The sequence below is a fragment of the Prolixibacter sp. NT017 genome, assembly GCF_009617875.1.
Lineage (GTDB): Bacteria > Bacteroidota > Bacteroidia > Bacteroidales > Prolixibacteraceae > Prolixibacter.
In genome coordinates this window covers 3,990,957-4,007,263 of the sequence record NZ_BLAV01000001.1, presented here as the reverse complement: position 1 = coordinate 4,007,263, position 16,307 = coordinate 3,990,957, and the positions used below count along the sequence as shown (strand labels likewise).

The 16,307-nt window shown below is 46.0% G+C and carries 18 protein-coding genes and 1 riboswitch; of the genes, 14 read left to right on the top strand and 4 right to left on the bottom strand.

Going from position 1 to position 16,307, the window contains the following annotated elements; all coding sequences use genetic code 11:
• Nucleotides 1-54: 54 nt before the first annotated feature.
• Entirely contained in the window at nt 55-699 is a 645-nt protein-coding gene (locus GJU87_RS16755; RefSeq protein ID WP_153640535.1) for an HAD-IA family hydrolase, read from the top strand.
• A gap of 34 nt (nt 700-733) precedes the next feature.
• Here the strand turns inward: GJU87_RS16755 and prfB are convergent.
• Both prfB and GJU87_RS16745 read right to left on the bottom strand, forming a co-directional pair.
• A protein-coding gene (prfB, locus tag GJU87_RS16750; protein WP_153640534.1) for a peptide chain release factor 2 occupies nt 734-1,829 on the bottom strand; the annotation gives its coding sequence in 2 pieces (ribosomal slippage) (nt 734-1,765 and nt 1,767-1,829; 1,095 coding nt in all).
• A gap of 71 nt (nt 1,830-1,900) precedes the next feature.
• On the bottom strand, nt 1,901-2,377 hold the full coding sequence (locus tag GJU87_RS16745) for a regulatory protein RecX (RefSeq protein ID WP_153640533.1): 477 nt from the start codon (nt 2,375-2,377) through the stop codon (nt 1,901-1,903).
• Nucleotides 2,378-2,489: 112 nt separating this feature from the next.
• Here GJU87_RS16745 and GJU87_RS16740 point away from each other — a divergent pair, with 112 nt between their 5' ends.
• The 12 genes from GJU87_RS16740 to GJU87_RS16685 all read left to right on the top strand — a co-directional run bounded on the left by GJU87_RS16740 (nt 2,490) and on the right by GJU87_RS16685 (nt 13,183).
• Nucleotides 2,490-3,062 (top strand): molybdenum cofactor guanylyltransferase, encoded by a 573-nt coding sequence (locus tag GJU87_RS16740; RefSeq protein ID WP_153640532.1) that lies wholly within the window; start codon nt 2,490-2,492, stop codon nt 3,060-3,062.
• Nucleotides 3,063-3,419: 357 nt separating this feature from the next.
• The gene (locus GJU87_RS16735; protein WP_153640531.1) at nt 3,420-5,660 is read left to right on the top strand and encodes a molybdopterin-dependent oxidoreductase; all 2,241 of its coding nucleotides are present in this window, start codon (nt 3,420-3,422) and stop codon (nt 5,658-5,660) included.
• A 2-nt stretch (nt 5,661-5,662) separates the two neighbouring features.
• Nucleotides 5,663-6,196, top strand: a complete 534-nt coding sequence (locus GJU87_RS16730) for a 4Fe-4S dicluster domain-containing protein (protein ID WP_051538500.1) — start codon at nt 5,663-5,665, stop codon at nt 6,194-6,196.
• Nucleotides 6,197-6,216: 20 nt separating this feature from the next.
• A complete protein-coding gene (gene nrfD, locus GJU87_RS16725) occupies nt 6,217-7,161 on the top strand; it encodes an NrfD/PsrC family molybdoenzyme membrane anchor subunit (RefSeq protein WP_153640530.1) in 945 nt (314 codons plus the stop codon).
• A 28-nt stretch (nt 7,162-7,189) separates the two neighbouring features.
• Nucleotides 7,190-7,717, top strand: a complete 528-nt coding sequence (locus GJU87_RS16720) for a YeeE/YedE thiosulfate transporter family protein (protein ID WP_228492029.1) — start codon at nt 7,190-7,192, stop codon at nt 7,715-7,717.
• Nucleotides 7,718-7,728: 11 nt separating this feature from the next.
• The gene (locus GJU87_RS16715) at nt 7,729-8,319 is read left to right on the top strand and encodes a YeeE/YedE thiosulfate transporter family protein (RefSeq protein ID WP_106540639.1); all 591 of its coding nucleotides are present in this window, start codon (nt 7,729-7,731) and stop codon (nt 8,317-8,319) included.
• Nucleotides 8,320-8,357: 38 nt separating this feature from the next.
• Nucleotides 8,358-8,978 carry a rhodanese-like domain-containing protein gene (locus GJU87_RS16710; RefSeq protein ID WP_194831562.1) on the top strand — a complete coding sequence of 207 codons (621 nt, stop codon included), beginning with the start codon at nt 8,358-8,360 and terminating at the stop codon, nt 8,976-8,978.
• A gap of 43 nt (nt 8,979-9,021) precedes the next feature.
• Nucleotides 9,022-9,157, top strand: a riboswitch (molybdenum cofactor riboswitch).
• Nucleotides 9,158-9,232: 75 nt separating this feature from the next.
• A complete protein-coding gene (locus GJU87_RS16705) occupies nt 9,233-9,760 on the top strand; it encodes a hypothetical protein (RefSeq protein ID WP_153640528.1) in 528 nt (175 codons plus the stop codon).
• Nucleotides 9,757-10,932 (top strand): gephyrin-like molybdotransferase Glp, encoded by a 1,176-nt coding sequence (gene glp, locus GJU87_RS16700; RefSeq protein WP_194831561.1) that lies wholly within the window; start codon nt 9,757-9,759, stop codon nt 10,930-10,932. Before GJU87_RS16705 ends, glp begins: the two co-directional genes overlap by 4 nt.
• The gene (locus tag GJU87_RS16695) at nt 10,916-11,716 is read left to right on the top strand and encodes a GTP 3',8-cyclase MoaA (protein ID WP_153640526.1); all 801 of its coding nucleotides are present in this window, start codon (nt 10,916-10,918) and stop codon (nt 11,714-11,716) included. Before glp ends, GJU87_RS16695 begins: the two co-directional genes overlap by 17 nt.
• 77 nt (nt 11,717-11,793) lie before the next feature.
• Nucleotides 11,794-12,246 carry a cyclic pyranopterin monophosphate synthase MoaC gene (gene moaC, locus GJU87_RS16690; protein WP_153640525.1) on the top strand — a complete coding sequence of 151 codons (453 nt, stop codon included), beginning with the start codon at nt 11,794-11,796 and terminating at the stop codon, nt 12,244-12,246.
• A gap of 4 nt (nt 12,247-12,250) precedes the next feature.
• Nucleotides 12,251-13,183, top strand: a complete 933-nt coding sequence (locus GJU87_RS16685; RefSeq protein WP_153640524.1) for an MOSC domain-containing protein — start codon at nt 12,251-12,253, stop codon at nt 13,181-13,183.
• Here the strand turns inward: GJU87_RS16685 and prmC are convergent, their stop codons facing one another.
• Complete coding sequence (prmC, locus tag GJU87_RS16680) at nt 13,184-14,026, bottom strand: peptide chain release factor N(5)-glutamine methyltransferase (protein WP_153640523.1); 843 nt, start codon at nt 14,024-14,026, stop codon at nt 13,184-13,186.
• 25 nt (nt 14,027-14,051) lie between these two features.
• Here prmC and ribD point away from each other — a divergent pair, with 25 nt between their 5' ends.
• Nucleotides 14,052-15,107 (top strand): bifunctional diaminohydroxyphosphoribosylaminopyrimidine deaminase/5-amino-6-(5-phosphoribosylamino)uracil reductase RibD, encoded by a 1,056-nt coding sequence (gene ribD, locus GJU87_RS16675; protein ID WP_228492028.1) that lies wholly within the window; start codon nt 14,052-14,054, stop codon nt 15,105-15,107.
• On the opposite strand, the gene GJU87_RS16670 is transcribed toward ribD, so the two are convergent.
• On the bottom strand, nt 15,104-15,520 hold the full coding sequence (locus GJU87_RS16670) for a DUF6146 family protein (protein WP_153640522.1): 417 nt from the start codon (nt 15,518-15,520) through the stop codon (nt 15,104-15,106). The two genes, ribD and GJU87_RS16670, sit on opposite strands and share 4 nt — an antisense overlap.
• Between the last annotated feature and the right edge of the window lie 787 nt (nt 15,521-16,307).

The window sequence follows — 16,307 nt, the reverse complement described above, 5'->3', positions numbered from 1 at the left end:
AAGTATCTTACAGACCGTGTATTCACGGCAAACACCAACAAATACTGAGGACGCATGGACGCGGATGTTATCATATTTGATTTTGACGGAACACTGGCCGATTCGGCGCCGGTGATGGCTGATTGTGCCAATGAGCTGGCGGAGAAATATCGTTACCCAAAGACAGATGACTGGCGGAAAAACCGGAACAAAAGTACCAAAGAACTTCTGCGCGAATCGGGAATTTCATGGTACCGGCTTCCTTTTTTCATGCGTGACATGAAGCGAATGTTCCGAAGTAAGATGACATCGGTGAAGCCGTTCGAGGGAATTAAAGAAATGCTGGATGCCTTAAGTCGTGACAAGCGGCTGCTGGTGTTAACGAGTAACAAATTCGAAGTAGTAACCGAATTCCTGAAACGAAATGGCCTTGAATATTTTGATCGGATGGAATGCAATATTCCCCTTTTCGGGAAGAGTAAAGCGCTGGAGCGTTTGTTGAAAAGCGAATCGCTGTCGGCTGACGATGTGGTTTATGTGGGTGATGAAGTGCGCGACATTGAAGCATGTCATGAGGTTGCAGTACCAGTGGTTGCCGTTACCTGGGGAATGAATACCCGGCAGCGTTTGACGGAGCTAAATCCCGGCTGGCTGGCCGACTCGCCCAACGAGTTGGTTGGCATTCTTCAAAACAACAAAAGCCCGAACCATTCGGGATGAATGTCTCCAGGCTTTAATTGTATGTTTGAAGTTGTCAGGCTTCTTCCGATGAAAATTCCATCAGGTAAGCTTTGATAAAGCCATCCAGGTCGCCGTCCATTACTCCTTGAACATTGGAAGTCTCAAAGTTGGTACGCGTATCCTTCACCATTTTATACGGCTGCATAACGTAGGAACGAATTTGGGAACCCCATTCAATTTTTTTCTTGGTGGCTTCCAGCTTCATCTCTTCCTCGCGGCGTTTCCGAATCTCAATCTCATACAACTGAGATTTCAGCAGGCGCATGGCATTTTCTTTATTCTGCAATTGCGAACGTGACTCAGTGTTATCGATAACAATTCCACTCGGACCGTGTCGCAAACGAACTCCGGTTTCCACCTTGTTTACGTTCTGACCACCGGCTCCTCCCGAACGGAAAGTTTCCCAGGTAATGTCGCCTGGGTTGACTTCAATCTCAATGGTATCGTCAACCAGCGGCGAAACGAATACCGATGTGAATGAAGTCTGTCTTTTTCCTTGTGCGTTGAACGGAGAAATACGGACCAAACGGTGCACGCCATTTTCACTTTTCAGGTAACCGTAAGCATAGTCACCTTCAATCTCCAGCGTTACGTTCTTTATTCCGGCATCTTCACCAGGTACCAGGATCGATTCTCGAACCTTATAACCGTGCTGTTCTGCCCAGCGGATGTACATTCGCATCAGCATTTCAGCCCAGTCGTTGGCCTCAGTTCCGCCGGCACCGGCATTAATTTTCAACACAGCACCCAGTTTATCCTCTTCACGCCGCAGCATGTTTTTCGTCTCGAGGTTTTCGACCAGCTCCAGCGAATTAGCAAACTGTTCATCTACTTCTTCTTCAGAGGCTTCTCCGGCTTCCTGAAACTCGAAGAGTACCAGCAAGTCTTCAATCGACTGGTTCACTTCCTGGAAAGCATCGGTCCATTGTTTCAATCCACGGATGACTTTCATTTGCTGTTCAGCCTCCTTCGGATTGTCCCAAAAGCCCGGGTCCTGCGTCTTTAATTCTTCTTCTTCAATTTGGATCAATTTCTGATCCACGTCAAAGATACCTCCTCAGCGCATCCCGGCGCTCAGCAAGATCTCTGATCTGCTCCTTTTGTATCATGTTGTTTGTTTTTATTTCGTCGCGCAAAGGTAGAAAAATAAACATCTTGAGAGAAGCTTCGGTTCAATGCCTCACTCTTCCCTGGCCAGCACGTCATCAACTGCATTGAAAATGAGTTCGGGTTCAAAACCTCTTCCCTGAGCATACCGAACCAACTTACCCTTCTTTTCGTAATTCGATTCAGCTTTTATTTTTCCGGCTTTCGCCTGAATTAATTCTTTCAGGAAGTGACGGTAATCGTTTTCATCGATAGCTGCTACAGCCTTGTCAATGATGGAGGAAGCTACGTCCTTCTGCCGCAGGGTGTAACGGATTTTAATTCTTCCCCATCCATTGAATCGAAATTTGTCGCGGGCAAAAAAGTTGGCAAACCGCTCATCATCCAGGAACTTTTGGTCTTGAAGCCAAGCGATGGCTTTGTTGGCATCCTCGAGAGAAAGACTCCAGTCTAGTAATTTCTTCCGGATATCGCCGCTGCACTTTTCTGACTTACTGCAGAGAGCGGCTGCTTTGTTCAACGCGTCCTTGTAATTCAGGATTGGGTTCATAAACTGATTTTTTCAGAGATTAAAGGTAATGAAAAATGACGCTGTCGAAATAAGCGATCGGCAAGGGAAATGAGCTTTTGACGCTACAATAATTCTCTCTACTTTTAGCCCTATGAATCAGGAAAAAGCATTGGATTTGGGCGGAATTGTTCTCTCCGGAGGGAAAAGTATGCGAATGGGGCAGGACAAAGGTTTTGTTCTGTTCGATGGCAAGCCGCTGGTTCAATACGCAATTGATTTGCTGGGAAAGTTTACTTCCGATATCATTATCAGTGCGAATCATGAGGAATACCGGAAGCTAGGCTACCCGGTTGTGGAAGACGAATTTACAGATTGTGGTCCGGCGGCAGGTTTGTATTCTTCTCTGAAAGCTTCGTCCCATGATTGGAACCTGATTTTGAGCTGCGATGTTCCGTTGGTCAACGAAGAGGCCTTAACTCTGTTGCTGGATCAACGGAGAGGGAAAGGTGCTGTACCGGTTCATGAGGGAAAACTGGAACCTCTCGTAGCCCTTTATCATCGCGACCTATATAAGGTTTTTGAAAAGAGCATCATAAATGGGAATTTTCAGCTTCGAGGTATCATAAAACAGGCTGAAATACACCTCGTTTCTTTCGACGATTTAATGGCTCAAAATCCATCTCTGTTCGATAATTTCAATACTCCCGGCGATTTGAAAAGATAGCTTCTGGCAGACTATTATATTTATCCTATCTAAGTAAGAATAATTTTCACAATCTCGTTATTTTCGAGTTGTTTTTCCTACCTAAAAACGGTTTGAAATCGCATTTAATCTACAGTATTATAGTTGGTTATGCTTGTGTTGGTGAAGGCTTTGTTTTTCTGGATTAAAACTACTTCATAATCAATGAGAAAACCGCCTATTTAGATTAAAACCAAATATAACTTCACTATTCTGCTGAAAAATATACATCAGTAAATCAGCTGTTTAAGTTGAATTTTGATTGAGGGTGACTTTTTCATGTGCTAGCATGTTAATAAATGTATATTTTCGTATATAAATGTTTAAAAGTCTAAATTAATGGTTAAGAGCAGAAGGGATTTTATCAAAATCTCCGCGTTAAGTTCTGCTGGATTGTTTGTCGGTAATCAGGTAGTTAAAGCTGCCGCATCGGTTGCCGACTCCGAAAAGCAGAATAGCGATTATAAGCTGCCCTCTGATTTAAAACGTACTCCCACGTATTGCGAAGTTTGTTTTTGGAAATGCGCGGGTTGGGTTCATAAAGATGAGGACGGTCAGATAAAGAAAATTACCGGTAACGATCTGGACCCGAACAGCAATGGACGATTTTGTCCGCGTGGTACCGGAGGAGTCGGCATGTATTACGACGAGGATCGGTTGAAGTACCCCCTTATCAGAACCGAAGAGCGGGGTAAGCAAACCTTCCGTCGTGCCTCATGGGACGAAGCCTTTCAGTACATCGCTGACAAGATGGCCAAAATTAAAGAGGAGCATGGCCCCGAAGCCACAGCACTGTTTACCCACGGTTCAGGAGGTAAGTATTTCACCAATTTGCTAAAAGGATTTGGTTCGGCCAATATAGCTGCACCATCCTATGCTCAGTGTCGTGGTCCGCGCGAAGTAGGCTTTATCGCCACTTTTGGTCAGGGAATCAACTCTCCCGAGAATACCGACATCCGCGATACCCGTTGCATGGTGCTGATTGGTTCGCACATCGGTGAAAATATGCACAACGGCCATGTGCAGGAAATGTCGGATGCCATCGACAAAGGCGCTACCATAATTACGGTAGATCCTCGTTTCTCAACGGCTGCCAGTAAGTCTAAATATTGGTTGCCTATTAAGCCGGCAACTGACATTGCTTTGCTTTTGGCGTGGATTCATGTAATTATAAACGAAGATCTTTACGACAAAAAATATATTGAGCAGTATGCCTATGGTTTCGACCAGCTGAAGGCGCATGTTCAGAATATGACTCCGGAATGGGCGTATGGAATTACCACCATTAAGCCTGACGTTATTCGGAAAACGGCTCGCGAAATGGCGAAAGCAGCTCCGGCTACGATCGTTCATCCCGGTAGGCATGTGACCTGGTATGGTGACGATACGCAACGCTTGCGTGCAGTTGCTATTCTGAATGCACTGCTTGGTTCCTGGGGACGTCGTGGCGGATTCTACATGCCTGACAAGAAAAGCGTTCCGCATGCTAAACTTCCTCCGTTCCCAAAACCGGAGTTTACCTGGCGTGACGCCATGGACGGCAAATATCAGCTGGCTGACCTGGCTTTAGCCAACGGAATGTGTGATGCGACCATCCCAACTTCGGCTATGAGCCGTTCCATTAAAGGATGGATTGTCAATGGAACCAACCTGATTGAAACCCTTCCCAACCGGAAGAGAACGCTGGAAGCCATCCAGAACCTGGATCTGATGGTGGTAGTTGACACCATGCCGATGGAAATTACCGGCTGGGCAGATGTGGTCCTTCCGGAATGTACCTATCTCGAACGGTACGATTCCATTCGTGATTCGCAGCACCGCGAGCCAACGATTGCCTTGCGTATGCCAGCTGCCAAACCGAAATACGAAAGTCGCAGTGCCTGGTGGATGGCCAAAAATCTGAGCCGCTATATGGGGCTGGAACAGTACTTCCCGTTCGATACGCTGGAAGAAGAATTGGATCATGAGTTGAAGCAGATGGGCACTTCCCTCGCCGAAATGCAACAGGTCGGTGTGAAAAAATGGAAGCGTGCTTACGATGATATCTATTTCAAGGATGGTGAAGCAGTTGAATTCTTTACCAATACCGGAAAAGTCGAACTGTATTCAACTTCATTGGCTGAAGGAGGTTTCGATCCGATGCCGACTTACACAGCACATCCCGAGCCACCGCAGGGCTATTACCGCCTGATTTACGGACGGGCTCCGATGCACACCTTCACGCGTACAGCGAATAATCCGAACCTGACTGACCTCATGTCGGAAAACGCCGTTTGGGTAAACCCGAAAGTGGCCGGCGAATGGGGTCTGAAGAATGGTCAGGAAGTGTATCTGCAAAATCAGGACAGCGTAGTTTCCAGTTTTCCTGTGAAAGTCAGGGTGACTGAACGCATTCGCTGGGATTCGGTTTACATCGTTCACGGTTTTGGACATGCCAATAGGAAATTGTCCAGAGCTTTTGGTCGTGGTGCCAGCGATGCCGAATTGATTACCAACGTAATGGTTGACCCGATTATGGGGGGAACCGGAATGCGTGGAAACTTTGTAACCTTTAGATTTACGAAAGGAGAGGAGGCCTGATTATGAGATATGCAATGGCTGTTGACAGCAAAAAATGCGTGGGATGTAGCGACTGCGTGGTAGCTTGTCAGACTGAAAATAATGTGCCCATCGGCTATGCCCGTGATTGGGTGCGCGAAATCAACCATGGTATTTATCCGGAGTTACATACCGAATTGCGTTCGGAGCGTTGTAACCACTGTGATAATGCGCCATGTGTACGAAGTTGTCCGACCGGGGCAAGTCATTATGCCGAAGGTGGTATTGTGAAGGTAGCCGAAGAGAAATGTATTGGCTGTAGTGCCTGCATCATTTCGTGTCCTTACGACGCCCGGTATATTCACCCGAAAGGGTATGTCGACAAATGTACTTTCTGTGATCACCGCGTAAAAGACGGTGAAGATCCGGCTTGTGTGGCGGTTTGTCCTACCAAGTGTCTCTATTTCGGTGACCTCGATGATCCAAATTCCGAGATGTCGACACTTCTTCGTGTACGAAAGTATAAAACATTGATTCCGGAAGCGGGAACCGATCCGCAGCTTTATATCTTAGTCTAAACCTAAAAAATCATATAACAATGAACGAAGATCTCATTGTCAGTGGACGGATGAATCCGCTAATCGATCCGCATCTTGGTGTTTGGGAATGGCAAATTCCCAGTTACCTTTTTCTGGGTGGTTTGGCTGCCGGCATTTTATTCTTCGCCGGTCTGTTCACTGTGTGGAATAAAGAGGAGCAATATCCGACTGCCGTCAGAAAAGCGCCCATTTTGGTTCCGTTTATTTTGGCGTTAGGACTGTTATTTCTGTTCCTCGACCTGAAACACAAACTCTATTTCTGGAGATTGTATACAACCATCAAACTGGAATCACCCATGAGCTGGGGAGCCTGGACACTGATGGCCATCACTCCGCTGTCGATTATCTGGGCAGCACTGAATATCCGGGAATTTTTCCCCAACTGGGACTGGAAATTCGACTGGGTTAAGCAGTTGGAAAGCTGGTTCAGGAAATACAAAAAAGAAATGGCCTGGGCTATGATGACTCTCGCGTTAATACTGGGAGTTTATACTGGTATTCTGTTCTCCGCTTTCAATGCCCGCCCATTGTGGAATACCTCCATCCTGGGGCCGTTGTTCCTTATTTCCGGGTTATCAACAGGAGCAGCTTCAATCGTTCTGCTTTCGAAAGTGAAAACAGAAAGGCACATGTTCGCCAAAATTGATTTGGGACTGATTGCGATTGAGCTGTTTTTGATCATTCATATGTTCATGGGCTTCAATGCTGGTACACAAACCAAAATCAATGCCGCCGATCTCTTTATGGGAGGTGATTTCACCGCTTCATTCTGGGTGCTGGTGGTCGGAATGGGACTTGTTGTGCCTGCGGTGCTGGAAGTACTGGAAATGCGCGATAAGAAAGTTCCCTACCGGGCAGCTCCGGTGCTGGTATTGGTTGGTGGCCTCATTCTGCGTTTTATTCTGGCGCATGCCGGACAGATGAGCCATTGGGTAATGAATTAACTAATCAGAGAATATCTTAAACCAAAAAATGATGAATCTGGATAAAAGTAAAAAGTATTGGAATCCATACTTCGGAGGCGTGATGCTTGGTTTGGTTCTGCTGGCTGCTATCTATACAGCCGGGCGTGGACTTGGAGCCAGCGGCGCGGTAAAAAGTGTGCTCTTAACCGGAATGGAAGCGGTTGCTCCGTCACATGTCGAAAACACTCCGTTCTATAAGGAATATTTTGCGTCTCACTCGGGCAATCCGATGAAATCGTGGCTGGTATTTGAAATGCTGGGCCTCGTAGTCGGAGGTTTTGTTTCCGGAGCGATGGCGGGACGACTGAAGTTCAAAGTGGAACATAGTCCGAAAATTACCAGCCGTAAGCGTATCATCTTCGCCGTATTGGGCGGAATATTCTTCGGTCTGGGCTCGCAGCTCGGTCGCGGATGTACGAGTGGTGCTGCATTGAGCGGTATGGCGGTATTAAGCCTAGGTGGCTTCATTACCATGATATTCATTTTCGGAACAGCTTTCGCGCTGGCCTATTTTGTACGTAAACTCTGGATTTAAAACACGAAACTATGGGACCATTAACGGTATATGAAATTATATCAGCCAATACCAATCTGGTGTTAGCATTTGTCATCGGCATTGGTTTTGGCTTTGTACTCGAAAACAGTGGATTTTCTTCATCACGGAAACTGGCTGGTATGTTCTACGGCTACGACACCACTGTATTGAAAGTATTCTTTACAGCTGCCATCACAGCGATGGTGGGCACACTTATTTTCGCTCTTCTCGGCTGGCTCGATTTGAGCGTAATCTACATCAACCCTACTTACTTGTGGTCGGCCATTCTTGGTGGCGCGGTGATGGGAGCCGGATTTATTCTGGGCGGCTTTTGCCCTGGGACCGCTTTCTGCGCCCTGTCGATTGGTAAGCTGGATGCACTGGCCTTCATTGGCGGACTCTTCATTGGTGTGTTTCTTTTCACGGAAGCTTATCCCGTTTTCGAAGGAATATACAAGGCCGAGTTTATGGGAGCGCCGTTTGTTTACGATGCGCTCGGAATGTCACGTGGCGTATTTGCCGCTATCCTGATCATCGCTGCATTTGGAATGTTCTGGCTGGGAGAATGGTCGGAGCGGAAATTCCCGCGCGATGAGTATTGATCTGAGGATTTGAGTGAAAAACTGAAAAACAGATGAAAATGAACATGAGATTAAAACTGGCGATGGTGTTCATTCCGTTAGGACTGTTCATTGCTGCCATTCCCGAATCGAAAACCAAGGCTGTAAAATCCAGCCCGGATAAAATACTGAGTGAGGTGCGAACCAATTCTCATCTCATCACTACCGATGCGGTAGCAGATATGCTGATTCAAAAAGATCCGAGCATGGTTCTGATTGATGTACGCAGCAAAGGTGAGTTTGACGCTTATCACATTCCCGGCGCTATCAATATTCCGATTGACAATATTCTGGCTGATGAGTGGTCTGGCTATTTCGATCAATCGGCCAAAATGAATGTGCTGTATTCCAATGGCAACAGCAAAGCTACCGAAGCGTGGATGTTGTTGCGTCAAAAAGGGTACAAAAGCAACTATGTGATGCAGGGTGGAATGAACTACTGGGCCGAAACCATCATGAATCCCGAGAAGCCTGCATCAACCAGTCCGGATGATGAAATTGCCAAATACGATTTCCGGAAGGCTGCCGGCGGTGTATTAGGTGGTGGAGCGATTGCTCCTGCCAAAACACAAGCAGCTGCACCGGCTCCGGCACCGGTTCCCAAGCGTCCAAAGAAAAAGCGGGCTGCTGGTGGATGTTAACTGAACAGTGAGCACGTCCCGGTGACGTAAAACATATAATTGGTTTGATTTTGAACTCCGAGCCTGTTCTCCTAAAGCGAAAGCCATGGAGAACAGGACGCGGGTCAATCCGGAAACGGTTTGGCCTCCCGACGGAATCAGAGATTCCCGACTTGGAAAGGAGATATCGCATAGCCCTTTGAAAGGTGCTATGCGATATTTGCCTGATTTCCATGTGGGAGGTCAGGCAAATTTTTTTACAGAAGGTTCCAACGATGAAGGAGTTGACTACAATGAATAATGCTTTGCTAATTGCCGGTTGTGGAAGGAATGTCGGTAAAACCTCAGCCGGTTGTGCTTTGGTTAAAGAGCTTTCGCTGAAGACTCCCGTTTATGTTGTCAAAATTTCATCGCATTTTCATGTGCTGACAGATTCTCTGAACGTACTGACTTCTGAGGACAAACTAATGATTGCGGAAGAAACCGATGCCTTATCAGGAAAAGACAGTTCGCGTTACCTGGCGGCTGGAGCAACGCGCGTTTGGTACGTGCAGGCTCGTGAGGAAAGCCTCCCGGTTCTGGTCGAGTGGTTGAAACAAAATATTTCATCAAAACAACCCGTGGTTATTGAGTCGAGCGGTTTGGGGAGATACATCCATCCCGGAGCCGCAGTGTTGGTTTGCAATGGCAAGTATGATAAAAAAACAGATTGGTCTTTTGAGTATTACTGGATTGAGGAAAACGAACCTTCCAACGTTCGTTTACCGTTTAACTGGAATAAGAACGAATGGCAGAGAATATGATTTCAATTGAAGAAGCGCTGCAAATCGTGCAGGATAATGCGGTAGTGCTGGGCATTGAAAGTGTGGAGATGCCGGAAGCTACCGGTCGTGTTTTGGCCGAAGATGTTTTTTCGGATGTAAACATGCCACCCTTCAACAAGTCGGCGATGGATGGTTATGCTTGTCGTAAAGAAGACCTTCCGCGACCATTGAAAGTGCTGGGCGAAATCCCTGCCGGTAGTTTTCAGACTTTTACTATCGGTCAGGGAGAGTGCGTCAAAATCATGACCGGTGCGCCGGTTCCCGAAAGTGCAGACGTGGTAATTATGAAGGAGTTTGTGGAGATTTTGGACAATGACCACATTCGTTACACCAAAGAAGGCAGTGCAAGCAATATTTGTCTTCTGGGCGAAGATGTCCAAAAAGGTGACAGGGTATTGAGTGCCGGCACATTGATCCGTCCGGAACATATCGCTGTTTTGGCAGGCGTCGGGAAAACAACAGTTGAGGTGTATTGCAGACCGAAGGTAGCCGTGATGACGACTGGAAGCGAATTGGTTGAGCCAACAGAAAAGCCATCTGCCGGGCAAATCCGGAATAGTAACGGACCTCAAATGGTCGCTCAGCTTCGTTCGATGAATTTTCCGGTTGAATACTCCGGAATCGTTGAGGATACACCTGAGGCAACCCAATTGGCCATCCAAAATGCTTTGCTGGAAAACGATGTAATTCTTCTTTCCGGAGGAGTTTCGGTTGGCGATTACGATTTTGTTCCGCAAGTGTTGAAAGAACTTGGGTTTACCATTTTAACTACCGTGATGGCAGCCAAACCCGGCAAGCATACGTTATTCGCCCGAAAGGGGAAAAAGTATGTGCTCGGTTTGCCCGGAAATCCGGTTTCTTCGTATGTCCAGTTAGAGGTGATTGGAAAAGAGTTACTCTATAATCTGATGGGAACTTCTTTTACACCATTTCGAATCAAAGCTCAGCTCACGGTCGATTTCAGGAGGAAGAAAAGCAATCGCTACGAATTTTTGCCGGTGATTATTTCTCCTTCCGGGGAAGTGGAGCTGCTTCCGTATCACGGTTCAGCACACATACATGCACTTACTGGTGCCAATGCTTTGATGGAAATCCCGGTAGGAACAAGCGAAATCAATAAAGGAGAAAGCGTTTATGTTCGACCGTTATAACCGCGAAATAACGTATCTGCGCATTTCGGTCACTGACCGGTGTAACCTGCGATGCCGCTACTGCATGCCCGAAGAAGGTGTGGAGTCGATGCGACATGAGGATGTGCTCTCTTCCGAGGAAATTGCTGAATTCGTTAGAAGAGGAGCAGCACAGGGAATTACGAAAGTGCGTCTGACAGGTGGTGAGCCGTTGGTTCGCAAGGGAATTGTTGGCCTGGTGCATATGCTGGCACAGATTGACGGCATTGAAGAGGTGGCAATGACCACCAACGGAATTCTGCTGGAACAATTTGCTCCGAAGCTGAAAGAGGCCGGATTGAGCCGGGTGAACATCAGTCTTGATACGACCGATCCGGAAAAATACAGTTACATCACACGAGGCGGAGATATCGATGCGGTTTTTCGCGGTATAGATGCGGCTCTGAAATATGGATTGACACCGGTGAAAATCAACTGTGTGATTCGTCATTCTGAAGATGAAGAGGATGCACAATTGGTCACCGAATTTGCCAAAACGAAAGGACTGAAAGTGCAATACATCCATCAGATGGATTTGGAAACCGGAAGTTTTTCGAAGGTAAAAAACGGAGAAGGTGGGAACTGTCGCTCGTGTAATCGGATCCGATTGATGGCCAACGGCTGTGTAAAACCTTGTTTATTCAATCCGAAAGGATTCAATGTGCGGCAATACGGATTTGACGAGGCTTTGCAACTGGCGGTAGAGCAGAAACCCAAATCCGGAAGCAGGAACCAAACAGGTGCATTTTACAAAATTGGAGGTTAGATATAGAATGGATATAGGATAGATATAGGAGTGATATAGGAAAAGAGAAGGAATAACTCAGCTTAATCGGAGAAAAAATGGAAAAGGGAAAATTGTCACATACCGATGAACAGGGACGTGCCCGTATGGTCGATGTATCGGATAAGCCGGTTCAAAAAAGGAGAGCGGTTGCCTCGGGTAAAATTTTGCTACAGCCCGAAACGGTCCGGTTGGTAAAAGAAAACCAGATGAGGAAAGGAGATGTGATTACCGTTGCTGAAATTGCTGGCATCCAGGCGGCCAAACGAACGCATGAGCTCATTCCGCTTTGTCATCCATTGCAGCTTAGCAAAGTGAAAGTGACTTGTACACTCACCGAAGGAGGCGTGGAAGCCGTCGGCGAAGTGATTTGTAGTGGACAAACAGGTGTGGAGATGGAAGCGTTGACGGCCGTTCAGGTTGCGTTACTCACGGTTTATGATATGTGTAAAGCAGTTGACAAAAAAATGGTCATGCAGGATATCCGGTTGAACGAAAAGACAAAAGAGTAAAGAAATGGAACAGATTGTCGTAAAATCAGTCAATATTTCTGAAAAGAAGGGAACTATTAAACTTCCGGCCGACCGGATTAAGTTGGATTTTCATGGTGTACAGGGCGATGCTCATGCCGGAAGCTGGCACCGCCAGGTAAGTCTGCTCGGAACGGAGAGCATCGATAAGTTTTCGGAAGAAGCCGGAAGGAAGATTACTTTTGGCGAGTTTGCGGAAAATATTACCACGGAAGGAGCCTTGCTGTACGAGATGCGCCCATTCGATCGGTTGGTGGGAGAGCACGTTGAATTGGAGGTAACTCAGATTGGGAAAAAATGCCACGGCGATAATTGTTCCATCTTCCGCGAGGTTGGTAATTGCGTGATGCCCAAGGAAGGTATATTCGCCCGTGTATTGAAAAGTGGGCACGTACAGGAAGGTGACGTGCTGACATATCAACCACGCATTTTCAAGGCGTTGGTTATTACCCTCAGCGATAGGGCTTCGAAAGGAGAGTATGAAGACAAAAGCGGTCCGCTACTGGCAAAATTACTGACAGATTTTTTTACAGGCGAAAAGCGAATGGTGGAAGTGGAAATCATCGTCATTCCCGATGAAGCTCCGGTGTTGCAATATCGTTTACAAGAGGCACGGGAAACCGGTGTCGATATGGTTTTTACGACCGGTGGTACAGGAATCGGCCCACGCGATATGACACCAGACGTGGTTGCAGAGATGTTGGATAAAGAGCTGCCGGGCATTATGGAGATGATACGCATGAAATACGGAGCTGAAAAACCTAATGCATTGTTGAGCCGCGGTGTAGCTGGTGTGATGGGAAGAACACTGGTTTTTACCTTGCCGGGAAGTCCTAAAGCGGTGCATGAATACTGTACGGAGATCTTCCGGATTCTCAATCATGCGTTTTTAATGTTGGCCGGAATTGATGGGCATTGATTACCGGGTGGCGCAAATCATCCGGTCTTTCCCGTTGATGTCTTTTCTTAATGTCACTTTCGGAAATCCCTTTTCTCTTAATAGCAATGCGGTCTGTTTTCCTAATGCTTCATTGATTTCAAAATAAAGCTTCCCTTCCTGGGAAAGATGTTGTTGTGCAAATTCAGCAATACGGCTGTAAAAAATCAGCGGGTCATTATCGGAAACGAAAAGTGCCAAATGAGGCTCGTGGCTCAGCACATGCTCCAGCATTAGGGATTTTTCCTCATCTTTTACATAGGGTGGATTGCTTACGATGATGTCAAAAGTTTTGTCAACAGAAGCCGCTTCCCAGTAAAGTATGTCGACCTTTTGTGCGCGAATGTCTACATGATTATTATCTGCATTTTGATTCGCAACCTTTAAAGCTTCCGCAGAAATATCATAAGCAAAAACTTCAGCATCAGGAAGATTTTTAGCCAGGGCGACTGGAATGCAGCCGCTTCCGGTTCCAATGTCCAGAATCGTTGGTTCCGGGAGTTTGTTGTCATTGATGATCCAATCCACTAACTCTTCGGTTTCCTGCCGTGGAATCAACACATGAGGATTGACCGTGAACGTCAGGCCATAGAAATCAGCTTTTCCTAAAATGTACTGGATGGGCTCCCCGTCAACAAGGCGGTTCAGAATTTCTTCAATTTCCGTTACCTTAGCATCCGGAATGGTATCATCTTTTTTCAGGTGAACCTGAAGACGACTATATCCGAGAACATGCTCAAAAATCAGAAAAGAAATACTTTCACATTCGGTCGGTTCATAACGGCCGGAAAGCTTTTCCCGGATATGATCGAATAATCGTTTCATCGTGCAAAGATAAAGAAAGCCGGAAATGAATCAGTCATTCAGTTACGATAAGAAATATATGGAACGGGCCCTTGAACTGGCTCGTTTAGGCATGAGCAATGTAGCACCGAATCCGATGGTCGGTTGCGTGATTGTTCACGAAGACAAAATTATAGGTGAAGGTTTTCATCAAAAATATGGCGGACCGCATGCCGAAGTGAACGCCACTAATTCGGTGAAAAGAAAAGAGTTGTTAAAAGATTCGACACTTTATGTGACACTGGAGCCCTGCGCCCACCATGGGAAAACACCACCGTGTTCCGATTTAATCGTATCGAAAAAAATTCCCAGAGTGGTTATCGGCACGGTCGACCCATTTGCTCAGGTTGCCGGCAAAGGCATTGAAAAATTAAAGTCTGCCGGTTGTCGTGTTGTGCTGGGCGTTATGAGGGATGAATGTCAGGAACAAAACAGGCGATTCTTCACCTTTCATGAAAAGAAACGACCCTACATCATTTTGAAATGGGCGCAAACGCTGGACGGATTTATCGACATCGACCGCTCGCCGGAACATTACGGACAATCTACCTGGATTACCAATCAATTGTCGAAAACTGCGGTGCATAAAATGCGGACCGACGAGGCGGCGATCATGGTGGGTACAAACACAGCCGAAAAAGACAATCCATCATTAACCGTCAGAGAATGGCATGGCTGTCATCCGCTACGCATTATTCTCGATCGTACCCGGCGCCTGAGTAGCGATTTAGCTCTGTTTGATCAATCGACACCTACGCTGATATTCACAGAAAGTCCTGAGAACGATGAAAAGAACCTCGAATTTGTGAAGCTGGATCCCTTGCGGGATGCCGTGCAACAAATGCTGGATGAATTGTACCGGAGAGATATACAATCGTTGATTGTAGAAGGAGGTCGCAAATTGCTTGATAGTTTTGTGGAACGAAATCAATGGGATGAGGCGCGCGTATTTGTAGGTAACCGGTTATTTCGAAGTGGTGTTCCTGCTCCGAAAATACCGGGTAAACTGATAAAAGAAGATGAGCTGGACGGAAGCCGGCTGTTACTTTTCAGAAATATCTAAAAAACCGGCTGCGGTCGGGCTCCATCGGTTAAAATCGGAATCCCCAACTTGTGTTCTACAAACTGAAAGTACATGAATAATTTGTGCTCGACTTCGAGCGGATAATCTTCCGAGAAATCATAATTAATCTGTCCGTTAAACAGTTGAGCATGGGGATAAGTCGATGCTTTCAGGTTCCATTCCCTTACATAACGCACATTCCAATTGTGGTAGTATTGTTTACTTCTGTAGTTGGCTTTGTTGTCGTGCATGGCATACCAGCTTTCGAATCCGGGATCCAAAGCGACGACTTCAGTGGTGTCCTTTTGTGTCGAGTCATTTTCGGTTTTCAGCACCACACTCTTTGTACTGTTTTTGGGAGCGGCACATGATGCTGCAATAACGACCAGTACTAAAAACATCAAATGTTTCATGGGTTCATCATTTTAGTTTTAAATCGCCATCGTAACTTATTTATAACCATTCATCTACATGTATCAGATCTTTGCCATGGCTCGTTTCGTGATTGCCGACTGTCTTTTTCACATATAAATTCTGCCAAAATCATGCCAAAAAACAAGAAGAATGCTGTCTATCGCCCAGATAATGAGCTGATAAAGAGGGTTTGATTGTTAAAAAAGCATAAAAAGGGGAATGTGTTTGTTAAACGGGCGAGAATATGTTAAATATGAAAAATGAAGTAAATAATGGATAATTAGTTGATTCTGTGGTTGAAATGTTTACACTTTACCAGCTCTCCGAAAGGAAAAAATGTAAAAATTATAGACTAAAAGGGTTACCTTTTGCGTTCTTAAAGTATAAATAACTGCAAAGGTTGGAGCGGTTTTTCAATAATCAGCCATCTATTGTTCCGGCACAGAGGAGGTTAATAACAGGTAAGCATTTCAAACATTTCTTCTGACTTGAAACGTGTCGTGTTCATGTTAATTATTTAAACAGCTGACATGAAAAACCGGATTCCCCGAATTAAAGCAAATTTTATTGAGGGGATGATTAAGGCATAGAGCCCTTATTTTTCCGCCAGGCAACCAGGATAATGAGGATAGGAGCAGAATTCACTCCTACAAGTAATCTTCTGAATCTCACATTGAGAAAGAAGAAAAATGGAGCATTCGAAGTGATGTTGACTTTGCCGGTCGCAGTCCGCTGAAAGATGCCGGGTGACAACTTTGTCTGGTACGGTTTGCGATAGGCAAAGTC